The organism is Bacillus sp. P4_D3, assembly GCF_056401855.1.
On sequence record NZ_JBFUIN010000052.1, the window covers coordinates 1 to 16,805 of the forward strand.

Here is a 16,805-nt window from a genome sequence, read left to right on the forward strand (position 1 = left end):
GCATATGAATCAACAAGTAGAACAAGCAGATTTAAAATACCGTACACCACTTTATCCAATAGTTCCAATCGTAGCTTTCTCATTCAATTTCCTTACATTTGTTAGTTTAGCCTTTATTCCAGATCAGAGAATTTCTCTGTCTTGCGGGATTCCATTTATACTCATTTGCTATATTTTATACCAAATTAAACATTCGGAAAGTTGTCACATTTGAACAAAAAAGAAATATAACCTAGGTAACAAGTTGAATATACTAAAAATTCAGTAATCTTTCTTATGATAAGATAATTTTTTTCTATTTATTGGATATGTTGGTATAACTTTATTTATCTTAAAATTCTCACAATAACGTTTTTATCTGGAAAATAGTTTACAATGTTATCAAGTTACAAATGATATTCACCTTAAAAAGCGTGCATTTGTGTCTATTTTTTAACAATATAATAAAAACTATTGCCAACTATAAATTAATAGGTTTATATTGTTTTATTGGCATAGTTTCAATCCAAGGAGAAAGGAGATTTTCAATCGTGCAACTAAAGAAAGCATTTTGGAAGTTGGCTTCGCTTCTTCCGTTATCATTAGTTCTGTTCCTCGGTGGCTGTGATAAAAAACTAGCAGTATTAAACCCGCAAGGACCTGTTGCAAAGGCACAGTATGATTTAATTGTTTGGTCATTCTTGCTTATGTCATTAATTATCGCAATTGTATTCATCTTGTTTACAGTCATCTTGATTCGTTATCGTGAAAAACCAGAGAATATGGACTATGAGCCACCTGATCAACACGGTAACACATTATTAGAAATCATTTGGACGATTATTCCTGTTATTATCGTTATCGCATTATCGATTCCAACAGTTAAAGCAACTTATGCTTCGGAAGAGGTTCCGCAAGAGTCCAAACATATTAAACCAGTTGAAATTTATGTTACATCTGCAAACTGGAAATGGTTATTTAGTTACCCGGAGGAAAAAATTGAAACCGTTAACTATTTAAACATCCCAGCTGGTGTACCAATTCAATTTAAACTGACTTCTGTAGGTCCAATGAATGCTTTCTGGGTACCAGAACTTGGTGGTATGAAGTATACAATGGATGGCATGATCATGGACTTATATTTACAAGCTGACAAACCAGGTTCTTACCTAGGTCGTAGCTCGAACTTCTCTGGTGAAGGATTCACTCACATGGAGTTCGAAGTTGAAGCAAAAACAAAAGAAAAGTATGACAAGTGGGTAAAAGAAGTACAAGAAACTGCTCCTAAACTAACAGAAGATAAGTACAACGATATTGTTAAACCTGGTGTAGTTGGTCGTATGACATTCTCTAGTCATCACTTAAGTTATGTAGATCCAAAATCACTTGAATATTGTGATTACAACTACTACAAAAACAAAAAATAATAGCTATTATTCCAACAGATTGGAGTGAACACAGTGAAGCTTGATGAATTTTTTGTCACAGGTGACCCGATTATTTACGGAGCTGACGCATCTATCGTTCTTGTGACATTAGCGATTCTTTTCGTACTAACAAAGTACAAAAAATGGAGATGGCTTTGGGATGAATGGTTAACAACTGTTGACCATAAAAAAATAGGAACCATGTATATTATCTCTGCCGTTATAATGTTATTCCGTGGTGGTATGGACGGTTTAATGATTCGTGCCCAGTTAACATTCCCAGATACAACATATTTAAACGCTGAACACTATAACGGAATCTTTACAACACATGGTACAGTTATGATTCTTTTCATGGCGATGCCATTCGTTCTAGGATTAATGAACGTCGTCGTACCATTACAAATTGGTGCTCGTGACGTTGCATATCCGTTCTTAAATGCTTTAAGTTTCTGGTTATTCTTTATTGGAGCAATGTTATTCAACATCGCTTTCGTAATCGGTGGTTCTCCAGACGCTGGGTGGACTTCTTACTTCCCAATGGCGGGTACAGAGTTTACTCCTGGTGTAGGAAATAACTTCTACGCAATCGCCTTACAGATTTCAGGTCTTGGTACGTTAATGACAGGTATTAACTTCCTAGTTACTATTTTAAAAATGCGTACACCTGGAATGAAATTAATGAAAATGCCAATGTTTACATGGTCTATTTTAATTACATGTGTAATCATTATTTTCGCTTTCCCAGTATTAACAGTAGCTCTTGCATTAATGACATTTGACCGTCTATTTGATGCTCACTTCTTTACGATGGCGAGCGGCGGTATGCCAATGCTCTGGGCCAACTTGTTCTGGGTATGGGGTCACCCTGAAGTATATATCGTTATTTTACCGGCATTCGGTATTTTCTCTGAAATCATTAGTACATTCTCACGTAAACGTCTATTCGGTTACAGTGCGATGGTATACTCAATGGTTGCAATTTCTTTACTAAGTTTCGTCGTATGGCTTCATCACTTCTTCACGATGGGTGCAGGTCCAGCGGTTAACTCGTTCTTCTCGATTTCGACAATGGCGATTTCGATTCCAACCGGTGTTAAAATATTTAACTGGTTGTTTACGCTGTATAAAGGACGTATTCGTTTTACAGTTCCAATGCTTTGGTCATTGGCATTTATTCCAAACTTCGTAGTTGGTGGAGTTACAGGGGTTATGCTTGGAATGGCAGCAGCTGATTATCAATACCATAACAGCTACTTCCTAGTCGCTCATTTCCACTACGTATTAATCGCAGGTACAGTATTCGCTATGCTTGCTGGATTCACATTCTGGTATCCAAAAATGACAGGTCATATGCTAAATGAACGCCTTGGTAAATGGACATTCTGGATCTTTATGAGCGGATTTAACATCTGTTTCTTCCCAATGTACTTCCTAGGTTTAGATGGTATGACTCGTCGTATGTACACTTACTCTGAAAGCCTTGGATGGGGTTGGTTGAACCAAATCGCATCTGTCGGCGCAGTAATGATGGGTATCGGATTCGTAATTCTTTGTTACAACGTAATTTGGAGTGCACGTCACGGTGAACGTGACACAACTGGAGATCCATGGGATGGCCGTACACTTGAATGGGCAACTCACTCTCCTGTACAACATTACAACTTCGCGAAACTTCCTGAAATTAAAGAAGCTGATGCTTTCTGGTTCATGAAAAAACGTGGAGAAACAATTACACCAACAGCAGATGAATTAAAACCAATTCACATGCCAAGTAATTCTGGTGTGCCTATTATTATGTCTGCATTCTTCGGTCTTGCAGGTTTTGCATTAGTATTTAGCTGGTTCTGGATTGCAGCAATCGGTGGTATTGGTATTTTAGGTTGCTTAATCTATCGTTCATTCGATTATGATGATGGCTACTACGTAAGCATTGAAGAAATTAAAGAAACAGAACATATAGCATGAGAGGTGAAATGACATGGCGGCTTTAGATAAAAGCTTACCTTTGGAATATCAATCTGAACAAAGCAGATTGAATATCCTAGGATTCTGGATTTTTCTTGGGGCTGAAATTATGCTGTTCGCAACACTTTTCGCCTCTTATCTAGTCCTTGCTGGTCGTACGGCTGATGGCCCAACACCAGCGCAATTGTTTGAAGTTAAAACACTTTTAATTCAAACACTGTTACTTTTAACAAGTAGTTTTACATGTGGTATCGCAATTCACGAAATGCGTAAACACAATCAAAAAGGAATGTTAGCTTGGTTTATCCTGACTTTACTTTTAGGTGCAGGCTTCCTATTCTTTGAAATTGAAGAATTCATTTTGTACGTTGGTGAAGGCGCAACTATTCAAACAAGTGCCTTCTTATCTGCATTCTTCGTTCTTCTTGGAACGCATGGTGCCCACGTAACAGGTGGTATCATTTGGGCAACTTGTGTTATTATCCAAATTTTAAAACGAGGTTTAACACCAGTTACAGCTCGTAAAGTATTTATTATCAGCTTATACTGGCATTTCCTTGATCTTGTTTGGGTCTTTATTTACACACTAGTTTACTTGAACGGGATGGTGGCGTAAATGGATCAAAATAACAATCAAGCAAATGCGCATAGCGGATTCCCATGGTCACACGTTTTCGGATTTATTTTATCGCTTGCACTAACGTTTCTAGCGTTATACGTGGCACTTTACACAAACCTGCCACTTTCAACGATATTAACAACTATCATCATCATGGCAGTTGCGCAAGCGTTATTACAATTAATTATGTTCATGCACTTAAAAGAAGGAGAAGGAAGCATTCAAATCCTTACAATGATATACAGTTTCTTCGTTGCAATTGCAACAGTTGGTCTTACTGTATGGATTTTCTTCTCAATGTAATTTGCATGAAAAAGACTGCTGAGATTCCTCGGCAGTCTTTTTTTATTCTCTCCCCCTATTACATCCACATTACGGAATTAACAACAAAATCATGAAAAATATACTTATTATGACAAATGTTAAGAAAACTCTTTCTTTATGAAATCGAATCCATATGCGTTGCTTTTCTACCTATTATATGGCTAAATAGGTACTATATTTATTTGAAGGGAGAGAACGCAGTGGAACATCATTCTTCTGTTCTATCACTGATGGTTGTTGTCGCAATCACGTTTTTCGTTCCCCTTTTGTTACAGCGCTTTAAATTAAAAGCACTTCCTGTCGTTGTTGCAGAAATTATCGCAGGAATCTTTGTAGGTAAAAGTGGATTTAACATCATTGAGCCAGATATGTGGCTTCAAGTCTTATCAACACTAGGGTTTATCTTCCTAATGTTTTTAAGTGGTTTAGAAATTGACTTTTCGATCTTTAAGCAAAAAGGGAAAAAGAATACGACAAACGAACCAAACACATTCCAAGCAGCAAGCATTATCTTCTTATTTATTTTCATTTTATCTTATGCCCTATCATTACTATTCGTATGGCTAGGATTCGTAGACAATGCCATGTTCATGACTTTAATTATTTCAACTATTTCTTTAGGTGTCGTTGTGCCCACATTAAAAGAAAATAACTTAGGAAAAACCGCAATCGGGCAAATCATTTTATTAGTCGCTGTTATTGCAGACTTAGTTACAATGATTTTACTCGCGGTATTCGTCGGATTAAATTCCGAAAGTGGCCAAAGTATGTGGCTTCTACTTCTTCTATTCGGTGCTGGTATTGTAATTTACTTTGTCGCAAGACGTTTTAAAAATATTCCATACCTAGAAAGCCTAAAAGCCGGTAGTGTACAAATTGATACACGAGCTGTTTTTGCACTTATCTTAATATTAGTTGGATTATCTGAATCTGTTGGGGCAGAAAATATTTTGGGAGCCTTTTTAGCAGGTGTACTCGTATCTTTATTATCACCAAATGAAGATATGGTTGAAAAACTTGATTCCATCGGATATGGTTTCTTCATCCCTATTTTCTTCGTAATGGTTGGTGTAAATCTAGAAGTATGGTCTATTTTTAAAGAGCCTTCTAGTATGCTAATGATCCCAATTCTAATTGTGGGACTCTTTATTTCAAAACTGTTGCCATCACTCGTCTTACGAAAATGGTACCCACGCAATATCGTACTCGGAAGTGCTATTTTGTTAACATCAACACTTTCTTTAGTTATTGCGGCTGCACAAATCGGTGAAAAGCTAGGCATCATTAGCCCAAGTTTATCAGCATCTCTTATTTTAAGCGCAGTTATTACTTGTATTTTTGCACCTATATTATTTAACAAGATGTTTCCAAAAGTGGAAACACCAAAACCGAAAGTATCTATTATTGGTGCAAGCAGAATTACCCTTCCGCTATCACTTGATTTAAAACGTGAAGAGTATGACGTAACACTATATATGATACGTCAAAATAAAATAAATGATGAGGAAGCGAAATCTCATGACTTCCCTATTGTAAAATTAGATGAGATTACTATTCAATCTTTAATGGAACAAAAAGCTTTCGAAGCAGACCGTGTTGTTGTTGCGACAAGTGATGATGAACAAAACTTATTATTAGCAGAACACGCAAAAGAATTAGGTGTTGAACACGTCATCGCAAGTGTAGAAGATCCCCTTCTACAAGAAAAGGCGACTCAAGAACATATCGCTGTATTCTCGACTATTAACTCTACACGTATTTTATTACGTGCACTTATTGATAAACCAAGTCTCGTTCGCTTAATTACAACAGCAAATGAAACGGTGCGTGAGGTTGCACTACGAAGTAATAAATATAACGGCTTAGCACTTCGTCGCCTTCCGTTTTTAGGTGATGTACTTGTCATTCAAATTTACCGTGGTAATAAAGCATTAATACCACATGGTGATACGAAGTTACAGTATGGCGATACTTTACTTGTAACGGGTTCAAAAGAACATATTGATACAATGAAAAATATATTAGAGTAGAAAATGCCCCTCACATAAATGAGGGGCATTTTTTCATTTTCATATGGTAAAATGTTACTATCACGTATTATGGGGATGAATAACATTATGTCTATTTCAACTTTAGCTCTCTTATTATTAGCAGAAGTACTCGTCGCCATTATTCTCATCGGTATTAGCATTGAAATTTGTAGCTACGGATGGAAAAAATCGAATGGAATTAAGTACTTTTGTCTCTTACTTTCACTCCTTCTCGGAACCGCTAGCATACTAGGACTTCTCGTCGCACCCGCATATTTCTTCTTACAACTTATAGAAAAAGGCTTATAAGAAAGGATGATATTATGATTACAGTGAAACATATTGATGCATCTGAAACATACTTATTACGCCAAAAGATTTTGCGTCCCAATCAATCATTAGAAGATTGTAAATACGATTCAGATTACGAAATAGACTCCTTCCACTTAGGTGCATTTCTACATGATGAACTTGTTAGCATCGCCTCCTTTTCAAAAGAACTATACCCTGCCTTACAAGCTGGTACCCATTATCGTCTACGAGGAATGGCAACATTACCTAATTTCCGAAACCAGCATGCTGGCACTTCCTTAATCCGTAAAGCTGAACAAGTCCTCCAAGAACGCGAAGCAAATATTCTATGGTGTAATGCCCGAATTACCGTAGCGGATTATTACAAAGGATTAGGTTTCCATGAGCATGGTGAAATCTTCGAGATTGATCCAATAGGACTCCATAAAGTAATGTATAAAGAAATATAAGAAAAGCTTTCTGCAATATGCAGAAAGCTTTTCTTATATTTCATCTTCACTTTTTATTTTTTTCATATATATGTATATAAACAAACTAGGAATTAAAAAGCAAGCAAACATAATAAGTCCTGTTATACTAATTTCCTTTATCGAAATATCCGGTGTTACAATGATACAAATAGCTAAAATACCAATAACAATACCTACTGGAATGAATAATAGCTTCATGAAATAACTACGAGATACTCCCCCTGTATGCTCATACACTTCCACCGAATTTTTTAAGTTTAAAAAGTTAATAACTATTATCCCGCCCATAAATACCATTAATAAATCCGAAACACTTTCATAACCTGCCCCTTGCAAGACGTAACGGTAAAAGACAACACCTAGTATGACGATATTTTGTAAGATGAAAGCTAGCCTAATATGTTTTAACCCTTCTATCATTAAACGTTCATCTTTCACAATTTTCACCCTATCACTCCTTTTCCTCCCAAAACAAATCATTCAATGTTTTATCTACCGCATAACAAATTTTCATACATAAATCTAAAGACGGATTGTATTTCCCCTTCTCAATTAAACTAATCGTTTGCCTTGTAACGCCTACTTTTTCTGCTAATTGTTGCTGTGTTAAATCTAACTGAACACGCGCGACTTTTATTTTACTTACAGCCATTCATGTTCCTCCTCTATCTTTATTGTAACATATATATGTCATTAAGTAATTTATACTTTACAAATTCGGTTTAATTTTCACCTTATCTCGCTATTTGTGGGCAGTAAAACTCCCACCTCAAAATTCGGCTGGAGCAAAGAAGTTAGGTGGGAGCCCTGCTGCCCGTAAACGCCCGATTGGTGAAGGCTAATAAGCAGTGGGGATAAACAAAAGCCCCACTGCTTATAGTTTCACTTTATTATACACAAAAAAAGAGCCTCTCATAAGAAGCCCTCTTTCTATATCTATATTATAAGAATAAATGACATCCAAATAAAATTGTAAATAAGTATAGTAACGGATGTACTTCCATCCCTTTTCCCTTCACAATCTTTAAGATTGGATACACTAAAAATCCGATTGCAATTCCATTCGCAATACTAGATGTTAACGGAATACCAACGAAAATTAAAAATGCTGGTAATGCATCTTCAAACTCATCCCAATTAATATCACGAATGCTTTGTGCCATTAAACTCCCTACTATAATTAGTGATGGGGCTGTAATAGCCGCTACATTTGATAAAGAAGCAATAACAGGGCTAAAGAATGCCGTTATAATCGTTAAACAAACTACTACAATACCTGTCAATCCAGTTTTACCACCTGCCGCAATTCCAGCTGACGATTCAATTGTCGCTGCTGTCGGGCTTGTCCCAAAGATAGAACCTGTCGTCCCGCCAATTGCATCTGCAATGAACGCCTTACCAAAGCGCTTTTCAGTGTTATCTGTATTTAAACCTGCTTGTTTAATTAAACCAAGTAACGCACCTGTTGTATCAAATAAAAGTACAAGTAAGAATGAAAAAATAACCCCATATAAACCGTATTGAATTACATCTGAAAATGCATTGATAGGGTTTGAAACAATAATTCCTTCTGGTAAATGTGGCATTGCGACAATGTTATTTTCAAACTTTAATTGCCCTGTAAAGAAAGCAATAATCCCTGTCACAATCATACTAATAAACAATGCACCACTAACACGTAATACCATTAATACCGCCGCTAACACTAAACCAACTATTGTTAAAATAACAGCCGGTGAATGAAAGTCTCCGATTGTAACTAAGTTAGATGGATGGTCAACGATAATACCCGAAAGTCGCAATCCAATAAAAGCAATAAATAATCCGATTCCACCTGCAATTGCATGTTTTAAACTGTCAGGAATTGCGACAATTAGCTTTTGCCTAAACGAGGTGAAAGATAATAAAAGAAAAATAATACCTGTTACAAATACTGCCGAAAACGCAATGACATATGTAATCCCCTCTGCCTGTTGAACAACAGAATAAGCAAAATATGCATTCATTCCCATAGCTGGAGCAATAACAATTGGATAGTTAGCTAAAAACGCCATACATAGCGTTCCAACAACTGTCGCAATAATAGTTGCTGTAAATGCTTGATCAAATGGTACACCTGCATCAGATAATATTTTCGGATTGATGACAAGAATATACGCAAATGTAAAAAAAGTTGTGATGCCAGCTAAAATTTCTTGCTTCACAGAAGTGTTATACTTTTGTAATTGAAACATACTTATGTACCCTTCCTACACTTGAATTATTATCACACATTCTTTTCTTATTAGTATGTGAGAAAATGTAATACTTAATCTTAACAATCAATAAAAAGAAGAGTCAATATATTCTCTAATAGTTAGAATTTTAAGTTTAAGTCTGACAAATACAGATGTAGTACAGTGTATTATGATTATTTTTGTAGCATAACAGATAGAAATGTTTTATAATTTGAAATAGTTAAATATTTAGTGGATTCATTCAAATATTGTTCACTCTACAGGGGGTATTCTTCTTATGCAGCAAACAAACAAATCTGAAAATTTAAACCGTGGCTTAAAACAAAGGCATATTACTTTAATGTCTCTCGGTTCAGCTATTGGCGTTGGACTATTTTTAGGATCAGCTTCCGCTATTAAACTAGCTGGCCCATCTATTTTACTAGGCTATATGATTGCCGGACTCGTTATTTTCTTCATTATGCGCGCACTCGGAGAAATGGCAATTGAACAACCGGTTGCTGGCTCTTTTAGTAAATATGCAAATGATTACATCAGCCCACTAGCTGGGTATATTACAGGCTGGAATTACTGGTTTTTATGGGTTGTTACTTGTATGGCGGAAATTACAGCAGCAGGCATTTACATGCAGTACTGGTTCCCTGATATCCCGCGCTGGACTTGGGCATTACTAGCTCTTTTATTAATGAGTGCTTTCAACTTCTTATCTGTGAAAGTATTTGGAGAACTTGAGTTTTGGTTTGCTCTCATCAAAATTGTCACAATTATCTGTATGATAGTGATTGGCTTTGGTATTATTCTATTCGGATTTGGAAATGGCGGCGTTGCAACTGGTATTTCAAATCTTTGGGAACATGGGGGCTGGTTCCCAAATGGCTTCTCTGGATTATTACTTTCCTTACAAATGGTATTATTCGCTTATTTAGGAGTCGAACTTATCGGAGTTACAGCTGGTGAGGCTCAAAATCCGAAAAAGACACTCGCAAAAGCAATTGATAACGTATTTTGGAGAATTTTAATATTCTACGTTGGAGCTCTATTCGTTATGATGGCAATTTACCCTTGGAACGAACTTGGCGAAAAAGGAAGTCCCTTCGTGCTAACATTCCAGCAAATTGGTATCGCAAAGGCAGCGGGCATTATTAACTTTGTTGTGTTAACAGCAGCTCTTTCTTCTTGTAACGGTGGTTTGTTTAGTACAGGCCGTATGCTATTTACATTAGCACAACAAAAGAAAGCACCCGAAAGATTCGGTCGTTTAAATAAAAATGGTATTCCGAGTCAAGGAATTATCGCAACAGCAATCGTTTTACTCGTTGGCGTTATATTAAACTATCTTGTTCCTGCAAAAGTGTTTACATGGCTAACTAGTATTTCAACTTTCGGGGCAATTTGGACTTGGGGTATTATATTAGTCGCTCAAATTAAATTCCGTAAAGGGTTACAAACTAATAAAAAGGATAAGCTAGCATATAAAATGCCTTTACACCCATTGAGTTCATATTTCTCACTCGGCTTCCTTGTACTTGTACTGGGTATAATGGCCTATTCAGAAGATACACGAATCGCATTAATCGTCGGGCCAATTTGGCTTATCGGCTTAGCTATCGTGTATTACATGAAAGGGTTCCATAAACTTGATGAATCATCTAATTCAAAAATTAGTTAAGTCCACGATCTCTTCCTACTTTACTAGGGAGAGATTTTTTCATTATTCACACAAATATTTCTCAATCTAATTAACGTTATCTTTACACTATTTAATATTTTCTATCTTTATTTTTACAGAAAAATAAATTACATTATTAAAGCACATATATTTATTATTAGGGGGATTCTTCTATGAAGAATAAAAAATGGGTTCAATTTTCTTTAGCAACAGCAATTACAATCAGTTTAGGAAGCGCTTATGTTCCATCTACTTATGCCGAAAGCTCTGTAGATCCAGCTCCTGAAATTGCTGCGAAAATTGCAAATCAAAACAATGGGAAAAAAGTATTATTCGATAATACGCACGGTCAAACTGCCGGGACAGCTGACTGGGTTATTGATGGCGGTTTTTCTGATTTCGGAAATGGCATTGCCCAAAACGGATATCATGTAAAAGAACTTCGTAAATCAGCACCTATTACATACGAAGATTTAAAAAACTACAATGTGTTTATCGTTCCAGAAGCCAATATTCCTTACAAAAAATCTGAACAAGATGCAATGTTACAATACGTAAAAAATGGCGGAAGTATCTTCTTCATTGCCGATCATTATAATGCAGATCGTAATAAAAACCGCTGGGACTCCTCAGAAGTGTTCAATGGCTATAGACGCGGTGCATGGGATAATCCAGCAAAAGGCATGTCTAGTGACGAAGTAAATTCACAGGCTATGCAAGGAGTCGAAAGCTCTGATTGGCTATCCGATAATTTCGGTATTCGTTTCCGCTATAACGCACTTGGTGATGTTTCAGCTAAAAATATTGTCTCACCTGCACAATCATTCGGAATTACAACTGGCGTTTCATCTGTAGCAATGCATGCCGGCTCTACTCTTGCGATTACAAATCCAAAACTAGCGAAAGGCCTTGTATATCTTCCAGAAAATCCATCAAAATGGAATAACGCTGTTGATAGCGGCGTTTATAACGGTGGTGGCGTTGCAGAGGGTCCTTATGCTGCTATTTCGAAAATTGGCCTTGGAAAAGCAGCCTTTATTGGTGATTCTTCTCCTGTTGAAGATGCTACGCCAAAATATGTTCGTGAAGATTCAGGTCAATCAAAGAAAACTTATGATGGTTATAAAGAAGAAAACGATGCTGTTCTATTAGAAAACATCGTGAATTGGTTAGCGAAGCAAGAAACATTTACAAGCTTAGATCAAGTGAGTGGTTTACAGCTTGATGCACCTACAGCTCTACAAACATTTGAACAACCAAGTTTATCAACAGAACCACAACCAGAACCTTGGAGCGCACCAAGTCAAGGTTACCAGTGGTTCAATACAAATACTTTCAAACCAGGTTCATACGGCTATAACGGTGCAGTGACAACGAGTGATTACGTAATTACGCACCCTAGCATTCTACCAAACAATGAGGTGTTCCAACTGAAGATTCAAGTAAATAACTTATTACCAAATACAACGTACAATAATTATTCTTTAGGTATCTTCACAACTGGCGGAACACAGGTGGCAAAAGTTCAAAATACAAATGGCACTTGGCCATCTTCTTTCGGATATAGCAGTGCATTCTCTTTCATCACAAATAACCAAGGATCTGCTGAAAAAATTGTGAATGTACAACTTGATCCAAATACAACTGGACAAGCAACACTTCGTCTACGTCAAAATACGACAGCGAAATATAGTGAAACTGTAACGATTGGTAAGAAGTAAAGTACAGTAAAAGGCAATCCACATATGGATTGCCTTTTTTTTCACTTCTCTTCTTTTGAGAAAAACATTCTTGAAATAACGATACCTATACTACCAACGATTAAGAATAACACCGCCCTAATCATCATCGACACCTCTGGTAGGTCGAGAAGGAATAACTTCCCTACTGTTACTACTAATACGACTAAGCCAGCATATAATATTTCGTTCATCTGTCTATAACGGCCAAACCAAACTGCAAATAACGCATATACCATCCATAATAACGATACAGATACGCTAATTATACTTCCATCTGTAGAAAGAACTTCACCGATCCTAGTAATTGTAATAAATACAATGACCATTAACGAGTAGAGCGCTATGGAATAAACATATTTACCAAAACTCGCTAACACTTCTTTCGCTTGTCTCATGCAATAATAGAACGTTCCTATCAAAATAATATGAGCGACAAATCCTGCCGAAATGAACTGATCAAACGGGCTAAAAATCGTCTGCACCATTCCAATCGCATAAATCGTTGCACTTACATACAATTTAATATTTTGCTTTACTTTAATAGCAGTAACCATACCGAGGAAACCTTGTAACAATAATACGATTGCTGCATTCACCAAACTGTACTCGTATAAAATCGCTAAACTAAATGACCCCATTGCAAAGCCAAATATTAGATTTGTAAATACAGAATGTTTATTCTTCCTATATTCAAGTGCGAACATAACAACATGCACGAATGCACTTATAACTAATCCCCACGTTGTAAATTCAGGAATTTGAGAAATGGCTAAAATAAAGAAAACTGCATTCGCACTAAATATCGCCAATCTTGCTTCTTGTATAAAACTTCTCTCCGAAAACATATGCCAAAATAATAGTAAATGAATTGCGCCGTATACAACTGTTAACTGTACTTGCACATTCTCTACTAATATTGACATAACAGCAAAGAAGACAAATAGGACAATTGCCGCCACAACATAAGAAATCATATACAAGTACTTATAACGGTTTCTCAATGCATACCATAATAGACTAATTGTTAATATCGTCTCATAACTAAAGAAAATATACGTATTAGGAGTCGTACTATTTAACAAGAAAGGAACAAAAAATGCTCCCACTGCCACGAAAATAGCGAGGTATTCCGATCTATACCTTTTCGCTAAATAAATCCCTAAAATAATCCATATAATGTTGCAAATAAACGCAATACTTGCAGGAATAAATTCATATAAATAATGTGCCGCAAACGTTGTTAAAACAATTCCCGTAATACTTCCTCCAGCTAATACTAACCCTAACGCTTGCCGCTCTCTTTTAATTTGTATATCTCCTACATAATACAAACCGGCAGATAGTACGATGCCAAACACAACCCGTATCGCTGGTGTTAACAATCCGGCATTTACCCCTGCTTTAAATAACCAAATAACGCCAAGTAGCATAATACCGACAAATATGCGTGGTAACCATGTTTGACAAAACTTTATAATATTAAATGGTTCTGGTTTAAATGCAGATATATCTACTTGTTTCACCTCTGGATCTTGCATGGACTCCCTCTTCTTAACAACATCTTCTTGTAACTTTTCATTACTTACTGCTTCAATATATTCTTTCTTTTCCTTATTAACATTTTGTTGAACTTTATCTACTTCTATTTTTCTTTGTTTCGCTTTCAATTCATAAAGTGTCTCTTGCATCGTTTCAATTGCCGTTTCGAGCGCTTCTATTTTCTTATTTAAATCCTCCTTCATACAATCCCCCTCATCATCGATTTTTCACTTGACCTATATATTACCAATTACCTTTATCATACTCTTAGTCTATTCATGTTCAATACTATTTTTCCAAAAAAAGAAAGGTGTTTTCCCAAATAGGAAAACACCTCTTACTTATTTCTTCTTATTTATAGCGATACTAACAATTACACCGAGGCAGACACCTACAAATGCCGGAACAATCCATCCTACACCTTCTGTATAAAACGGAAGCATTTTTAGTAGTGGTGTCCATTTATTCATCAGTACACTTTTGTTTAAAACATCAATCGCACTAAATGCCGCTACGAGCCCAATCGTTACCGAATATACGTATACATACTTTCCAATATACTTATGGAATAACCCTAAAATAATAAGCGTTAGTGCAACTGGATAAATAAATCCAAGAATCGGTACCGATACTTTTAAAATTTGCGTTAATCCTAAATTAGCTAAAACCATACTAACAAAACTTAATATAAATGCCCAAGCTTTATAAGATACTTTCGGAAATACACTTGCGAAAAATTGACTACAAGACGTAACAAGTCCTATGGAAACGCATAGACAAGCGACAGTAAAAATAAGACCTAATAAAACTAACCCACCTTGTCCAAATAATGTCGTCATAACTTGTGCTAACACTTTCGCACCGTTATCAAATGTACCCAATGAACCACTAATTGAGCCAACATATCCAAGAATGACATAAATAATAGATAATAAAAGCCCTGCTCCAATACCAGCAATGCTCATATATTTCGCTAAACCTTTATCATCCTCTACACCTTTTGCACGCAGAGCATTTGCAATAACAATCCCAAAGATTAAAGCCGCTAATGCATCCATCGTTAAATAACCATCTAAAAATCCTTGAAACATAGGAGCTTGTCCATAATTTCCTGTAGGCTCTTTCACACCGCCTACTGATGTAAACATACTTTTTATAAATATAATGGCAATCATACATAATAATAAAGGCGTTAACACCTTTCCAAACAAGCCCATTAATTTGGACGGAGATAAACTTAACCAGTAAACAATGCTAAAGAAAATAGCCGTGTACAATAACAAAACTACGCTACCCGCTTCTGGGAACAACTGACCTGGTCCCATTTCAAAAGCTAAACTTCCTGCACGTGGTATACCAAGACCTGGTCCAATAAATAAGTACACAATACATGGAAAAATAATTGCAAATGAAGAATGAACCCTGCCCGCTAACGTTTGAAAGCTCCCTGCTTTCGCAATAGCGATAACACCTAATATCGGAAGCCCTGTTGCTGACATAATAAAACCTAGCAATGCAATCCACACATGCTCTCCCGCTTCGTATCCAAGGAAAGGTGGGAATATAAGATTTCCCGCTCCAAAGAACATAGAGAATAACATAAGACTAATAAGCAAAATTTCTTTTTTCTGTAACAATTTCATTTCTTTCTCCTTCTTCAATTTCATCTCGCATGAGATCTATTCCACACGTAGGAAAAACGCGATAATCCGCTTCCTTACAAAGAAAACATAGTCCATAGTCTACCACAAAAGAAACACCCATTCTATATCTACTTCCCTTTTCCAATTTCTTCTGAAAAATCAACCTTTATTGACTTTTAATAGTTAATAAAGTAAAATATTAAATATACAAAACTATTAACTTTGTTTTTTGTTTGTGTCAGGAGGAAAAATCACATGGAATCAACGATGCAACTAGAAAGAGAACAACAAAGAAAAAAGAAACATCCTCCCGGTTTATACTTACTCTTCTTTACAGAAATGTGGGAAAGGTTTAGTTACTATGGATTACGAGGATTATTAACATTATATTTAACAACAGCTTTAGTAAGTGGTGGTCTTGGGTTTAGTCCCGCTTGGGCACTCTCTATTTACGGATTTTATACTGGTGCTTGTTATTTCACACCATTGATCGGTGGATACTTAACAGACCGTTTTCTAGGTAAACGAAAAGCCATCACAATTGGTGGTATAACAATGGCAATCGGTAACCTTACACTATTTGCCTTGCAAAACCAAGCCGGTCTATACCTCGGATTAGCGCTTATTATTATCGGTAATGGATTCTTCAAACCGAATATCTCTACACTTGTTGGAGAATTATACGAAGAGCACGATCCAAAACGTGATAGTGCATTTACAATATTCTATATGGGTATTAACGTCGGTTCATTTTTAGCTCCACTCGTTTGCGGATTTTTATCAGAAAATTTATTTAAAACAACAGTGGACGGTGTTGTTCATTACGGATTCCGTTACGGTTTCTTA

General features: G+C 36.2%; 15 protein-coding genes and 1 pseudogene. 11 read left to right on the top strand and 5 right to left on the bottom strand.

Annotated features, from left to right (window positions below; genetic code table 11):
- The 8 genes and pseudogenes from AC1DTM_RS09765 to AC1DTM_RS09800 form a co-directional block, all read left to right on the top strand.
- A pseudogene (locus AC1DTM_RS09765) lies at nucleotides 1-236 on the top strand (hypothetical protein); the annotation flags it as partial.
- Nucleotides 237-530: 294 nt separating this feature from the next.
- Entirely contained in the window at nucleotides 531-1,406 is an 876-nt protein-coding gene (locus AC1DTM_RS09770; protein WP_002159258.1) for a cytochrome aa3 quinol oxidase subunit II, read from the top strand.
- Nucleotides 1,407-1,439: 33 nt separating this feature from the next.
- Nucleotides 1,440-3,374, top strand: coding sequence for a cytochrome aa3 quinol oxidase subunit I (gene qoxB / locus AC1DTM_RS09775; RefSeq protein ID WP_002159259.1), 1,935 nt, complete (start codon nucleotides 1,440-1,442; stop codon nucleotides 3,372-3,374).
- 13 nt (nucleotides 3,375-3,387) lie between these two features.
- Nucleotides 3,388-3,990, top strand: a complete 603-nt coding sequence (gene qoxC / locus AC1DTM_RS09780) for a cytochrome aa3 quinol oxidase subunit III (RefSeq protein WP_002029841.1) — start codon at nucleotides 3,388-3,390, stop codon at nucleotides 3,988-3,990.
- Entirely contained in the window at nucleotides 3,991-4,296 is a 306-nt protein-coding gene (qoxD, locus tag AC1DTM_RS09785) for a cytochrome aa3 quinol oxidase subunit IV (protein WP_002159260.1), read from the top strand.
- A gap of 221 nt (nucleotides 4,297-4,517) precedes the next feature.
- On the top strand, nucleotides 4,518-6,347 hold the full coding sequence (locus tag AC1DTM_RS09790; RefSeq protein ID WP_016103566.1) for a monovalent cation:proton antiporter family protein: 1,830 nt from the start codon (nucleotides 4,518-4,520) through the stop codon (nucleotides 6,345-6,347).
- 18 nt (nucleotides 6,348-6,365) lie between these two features.
- The gene (locus tag AC1DTM_RS09795; protein ID WP_016103565.1) at nucleotides 6,366-6,656 is read left to right on the top strand and encodes a DUF4022 family protein; all 291 of its coding nucleotides are present in this window, start codon (nucleotides 6,366-6,368) and stop codon (nucleotides 6,654-6,656) included.
- A gap of 14 nt (nucleotides 6,657-6,670) precedes the next feature.
- The gene (locus tag AC1DTM_RS09800) at nucleotides 6,671-7,108 is read left to right on the top strand and encodes a GNAT family N-acetyltransferase (RefSeq protein ID WP_002159263.1); all 438 of its coding nucleotides are present in this window, start codon (nucleotides 6,671-6,673) and stop codon (nucleotides 7,106-7,108) included.
- A 33-nt stretch (nucleotides 7,109-7,141) separates the two neighbouring features.
- Here AC1DTM_RS09800 and AC1DTM_RS09805 read toward each other — a convergent pair whose 3' ends face one another.
- The 3 genes from AC1DTM_RS09805 to AC1DTM_RS09815 form a co-directional block, all read right to left on the bottom strand.
- Nucleotides 7,142-7,576: a hypothetical protein gene (locus AC1DTM_RS09805; protein ID WP_016103564.1), complete on the bottom strand. Its 435-nt coding sequence runs from the start codon at nucleotides 7,574-7,576 to the stop codon at nucleotides 7,142-7,144.
- 4 nt (nucleotides 7,577-7,580) lie between these two features.
- The gene (locus tag AC1DTM_RS09810; RefSeq protein ID WP_016103563.1) at nucleotides 7,581-7,781 is read right to left on the bottom strand and encodes a helix-turn-helix transcriptional regulator; all 201 of its coding nucleotides are present in this window, start codon (nucleotides 7,779-7,781) and stop codon (nucleotides 7,581-7,583) included.
- A gap of 289 nt (nucleotides 7,782-8,070) precedes the next feature.
- The gene (locus AC1DTM_RS09815; RefSeq protein ID WP_002159265.1) at nucleotides 8,071-9,363 is read right to left on the bottom strand and encodes an NCS2 family permease; all 1,293 of its coding nucleotides are present in this window, start codon (nucleotides 9,361-9,363) and stop codon (nucleotides 8,071-8,073) included.
- Between the two features lie 280 nt (nucleotides 9,364-9,643).
- On the opposite strand from AC1DTM_RS09815, the gene AC1DTM_RS09820 reads away from it, so the two are divergent.
- Nucleotides 9,644-11,035 (top strand): amino acid permease, encoded by a 1,392-nt coding sequence (locus AC1DTM_RS09820; protein WP_016103562.1) that lies wholly within the window; start codon nucleotides 9,644-9,646, stop codon nucleotides 11,033-11,035.
- A gap of 173 nt (nucleotides 11,036-11,208) precedes the next feature.
- Nucleotides 11,209-12,756 (top strand): hypothetical protein, encoded by a 1,548-nt coding sequence (locus tag AC1DTM_RS09825; RefSeq protein WP_016103561.1) that lies wholly within the window; start codon nucleotides 11,209-11,211, stop codon nucleotides 12,754-12,756.
- 41 nt (nucleotides 12,757-12,797) lie between these two features.
- Here the strand turns inward: AC1DTM_RS09825 and AC1DTM_RS09830 are convergent, their stop codons facing one another.
- Together AC1DTM_RS09830 and brnQ1 are read right to left on the bottom strand one after the other, a co-directional pair.
- The gene (locus AC1DTM_RS09830) at nucleotides 12,798-14,519 is read right to left on the bottom strand and encodes a DUF2339 domain-containing protein (RefSeq protein WP_016103560.1); all 1,722 of its coding nucleotides are present in this window, start codon (nucleotides 14,517-14,519) and stop codon (nucleotides 12,798-12,800) included.
- A gap of 138 nt (nucleotides 14,520-14,657) precedes the next feature.
- A complete protein-coding gene (gene brnQ1 / locus AC1DTM_RS09835; protein WP_016103559.1) occupies nucleotides 14,658-15,959 on the bottom strand; it encodes a branched-chain amino acid transport system II carrier protein BrnQ1 in 1,302 nt (433 codons plus the stop codon).
- A gap of 255 nt (nucleotides 15,960-16,214) precedes the next feature.
- On the opposite strand from brnQ1, the gene AC1DTM_RS09840 reads away from it, so the two are divergent.
- The coding region (locus tag AC1DTM_RS09840) for an oligopeptide:H+ symporter (protein ID WP_477000198.1) at nucleotides 16,215-16,805 on the top strand (591 nt) is incomplete at its 3' end.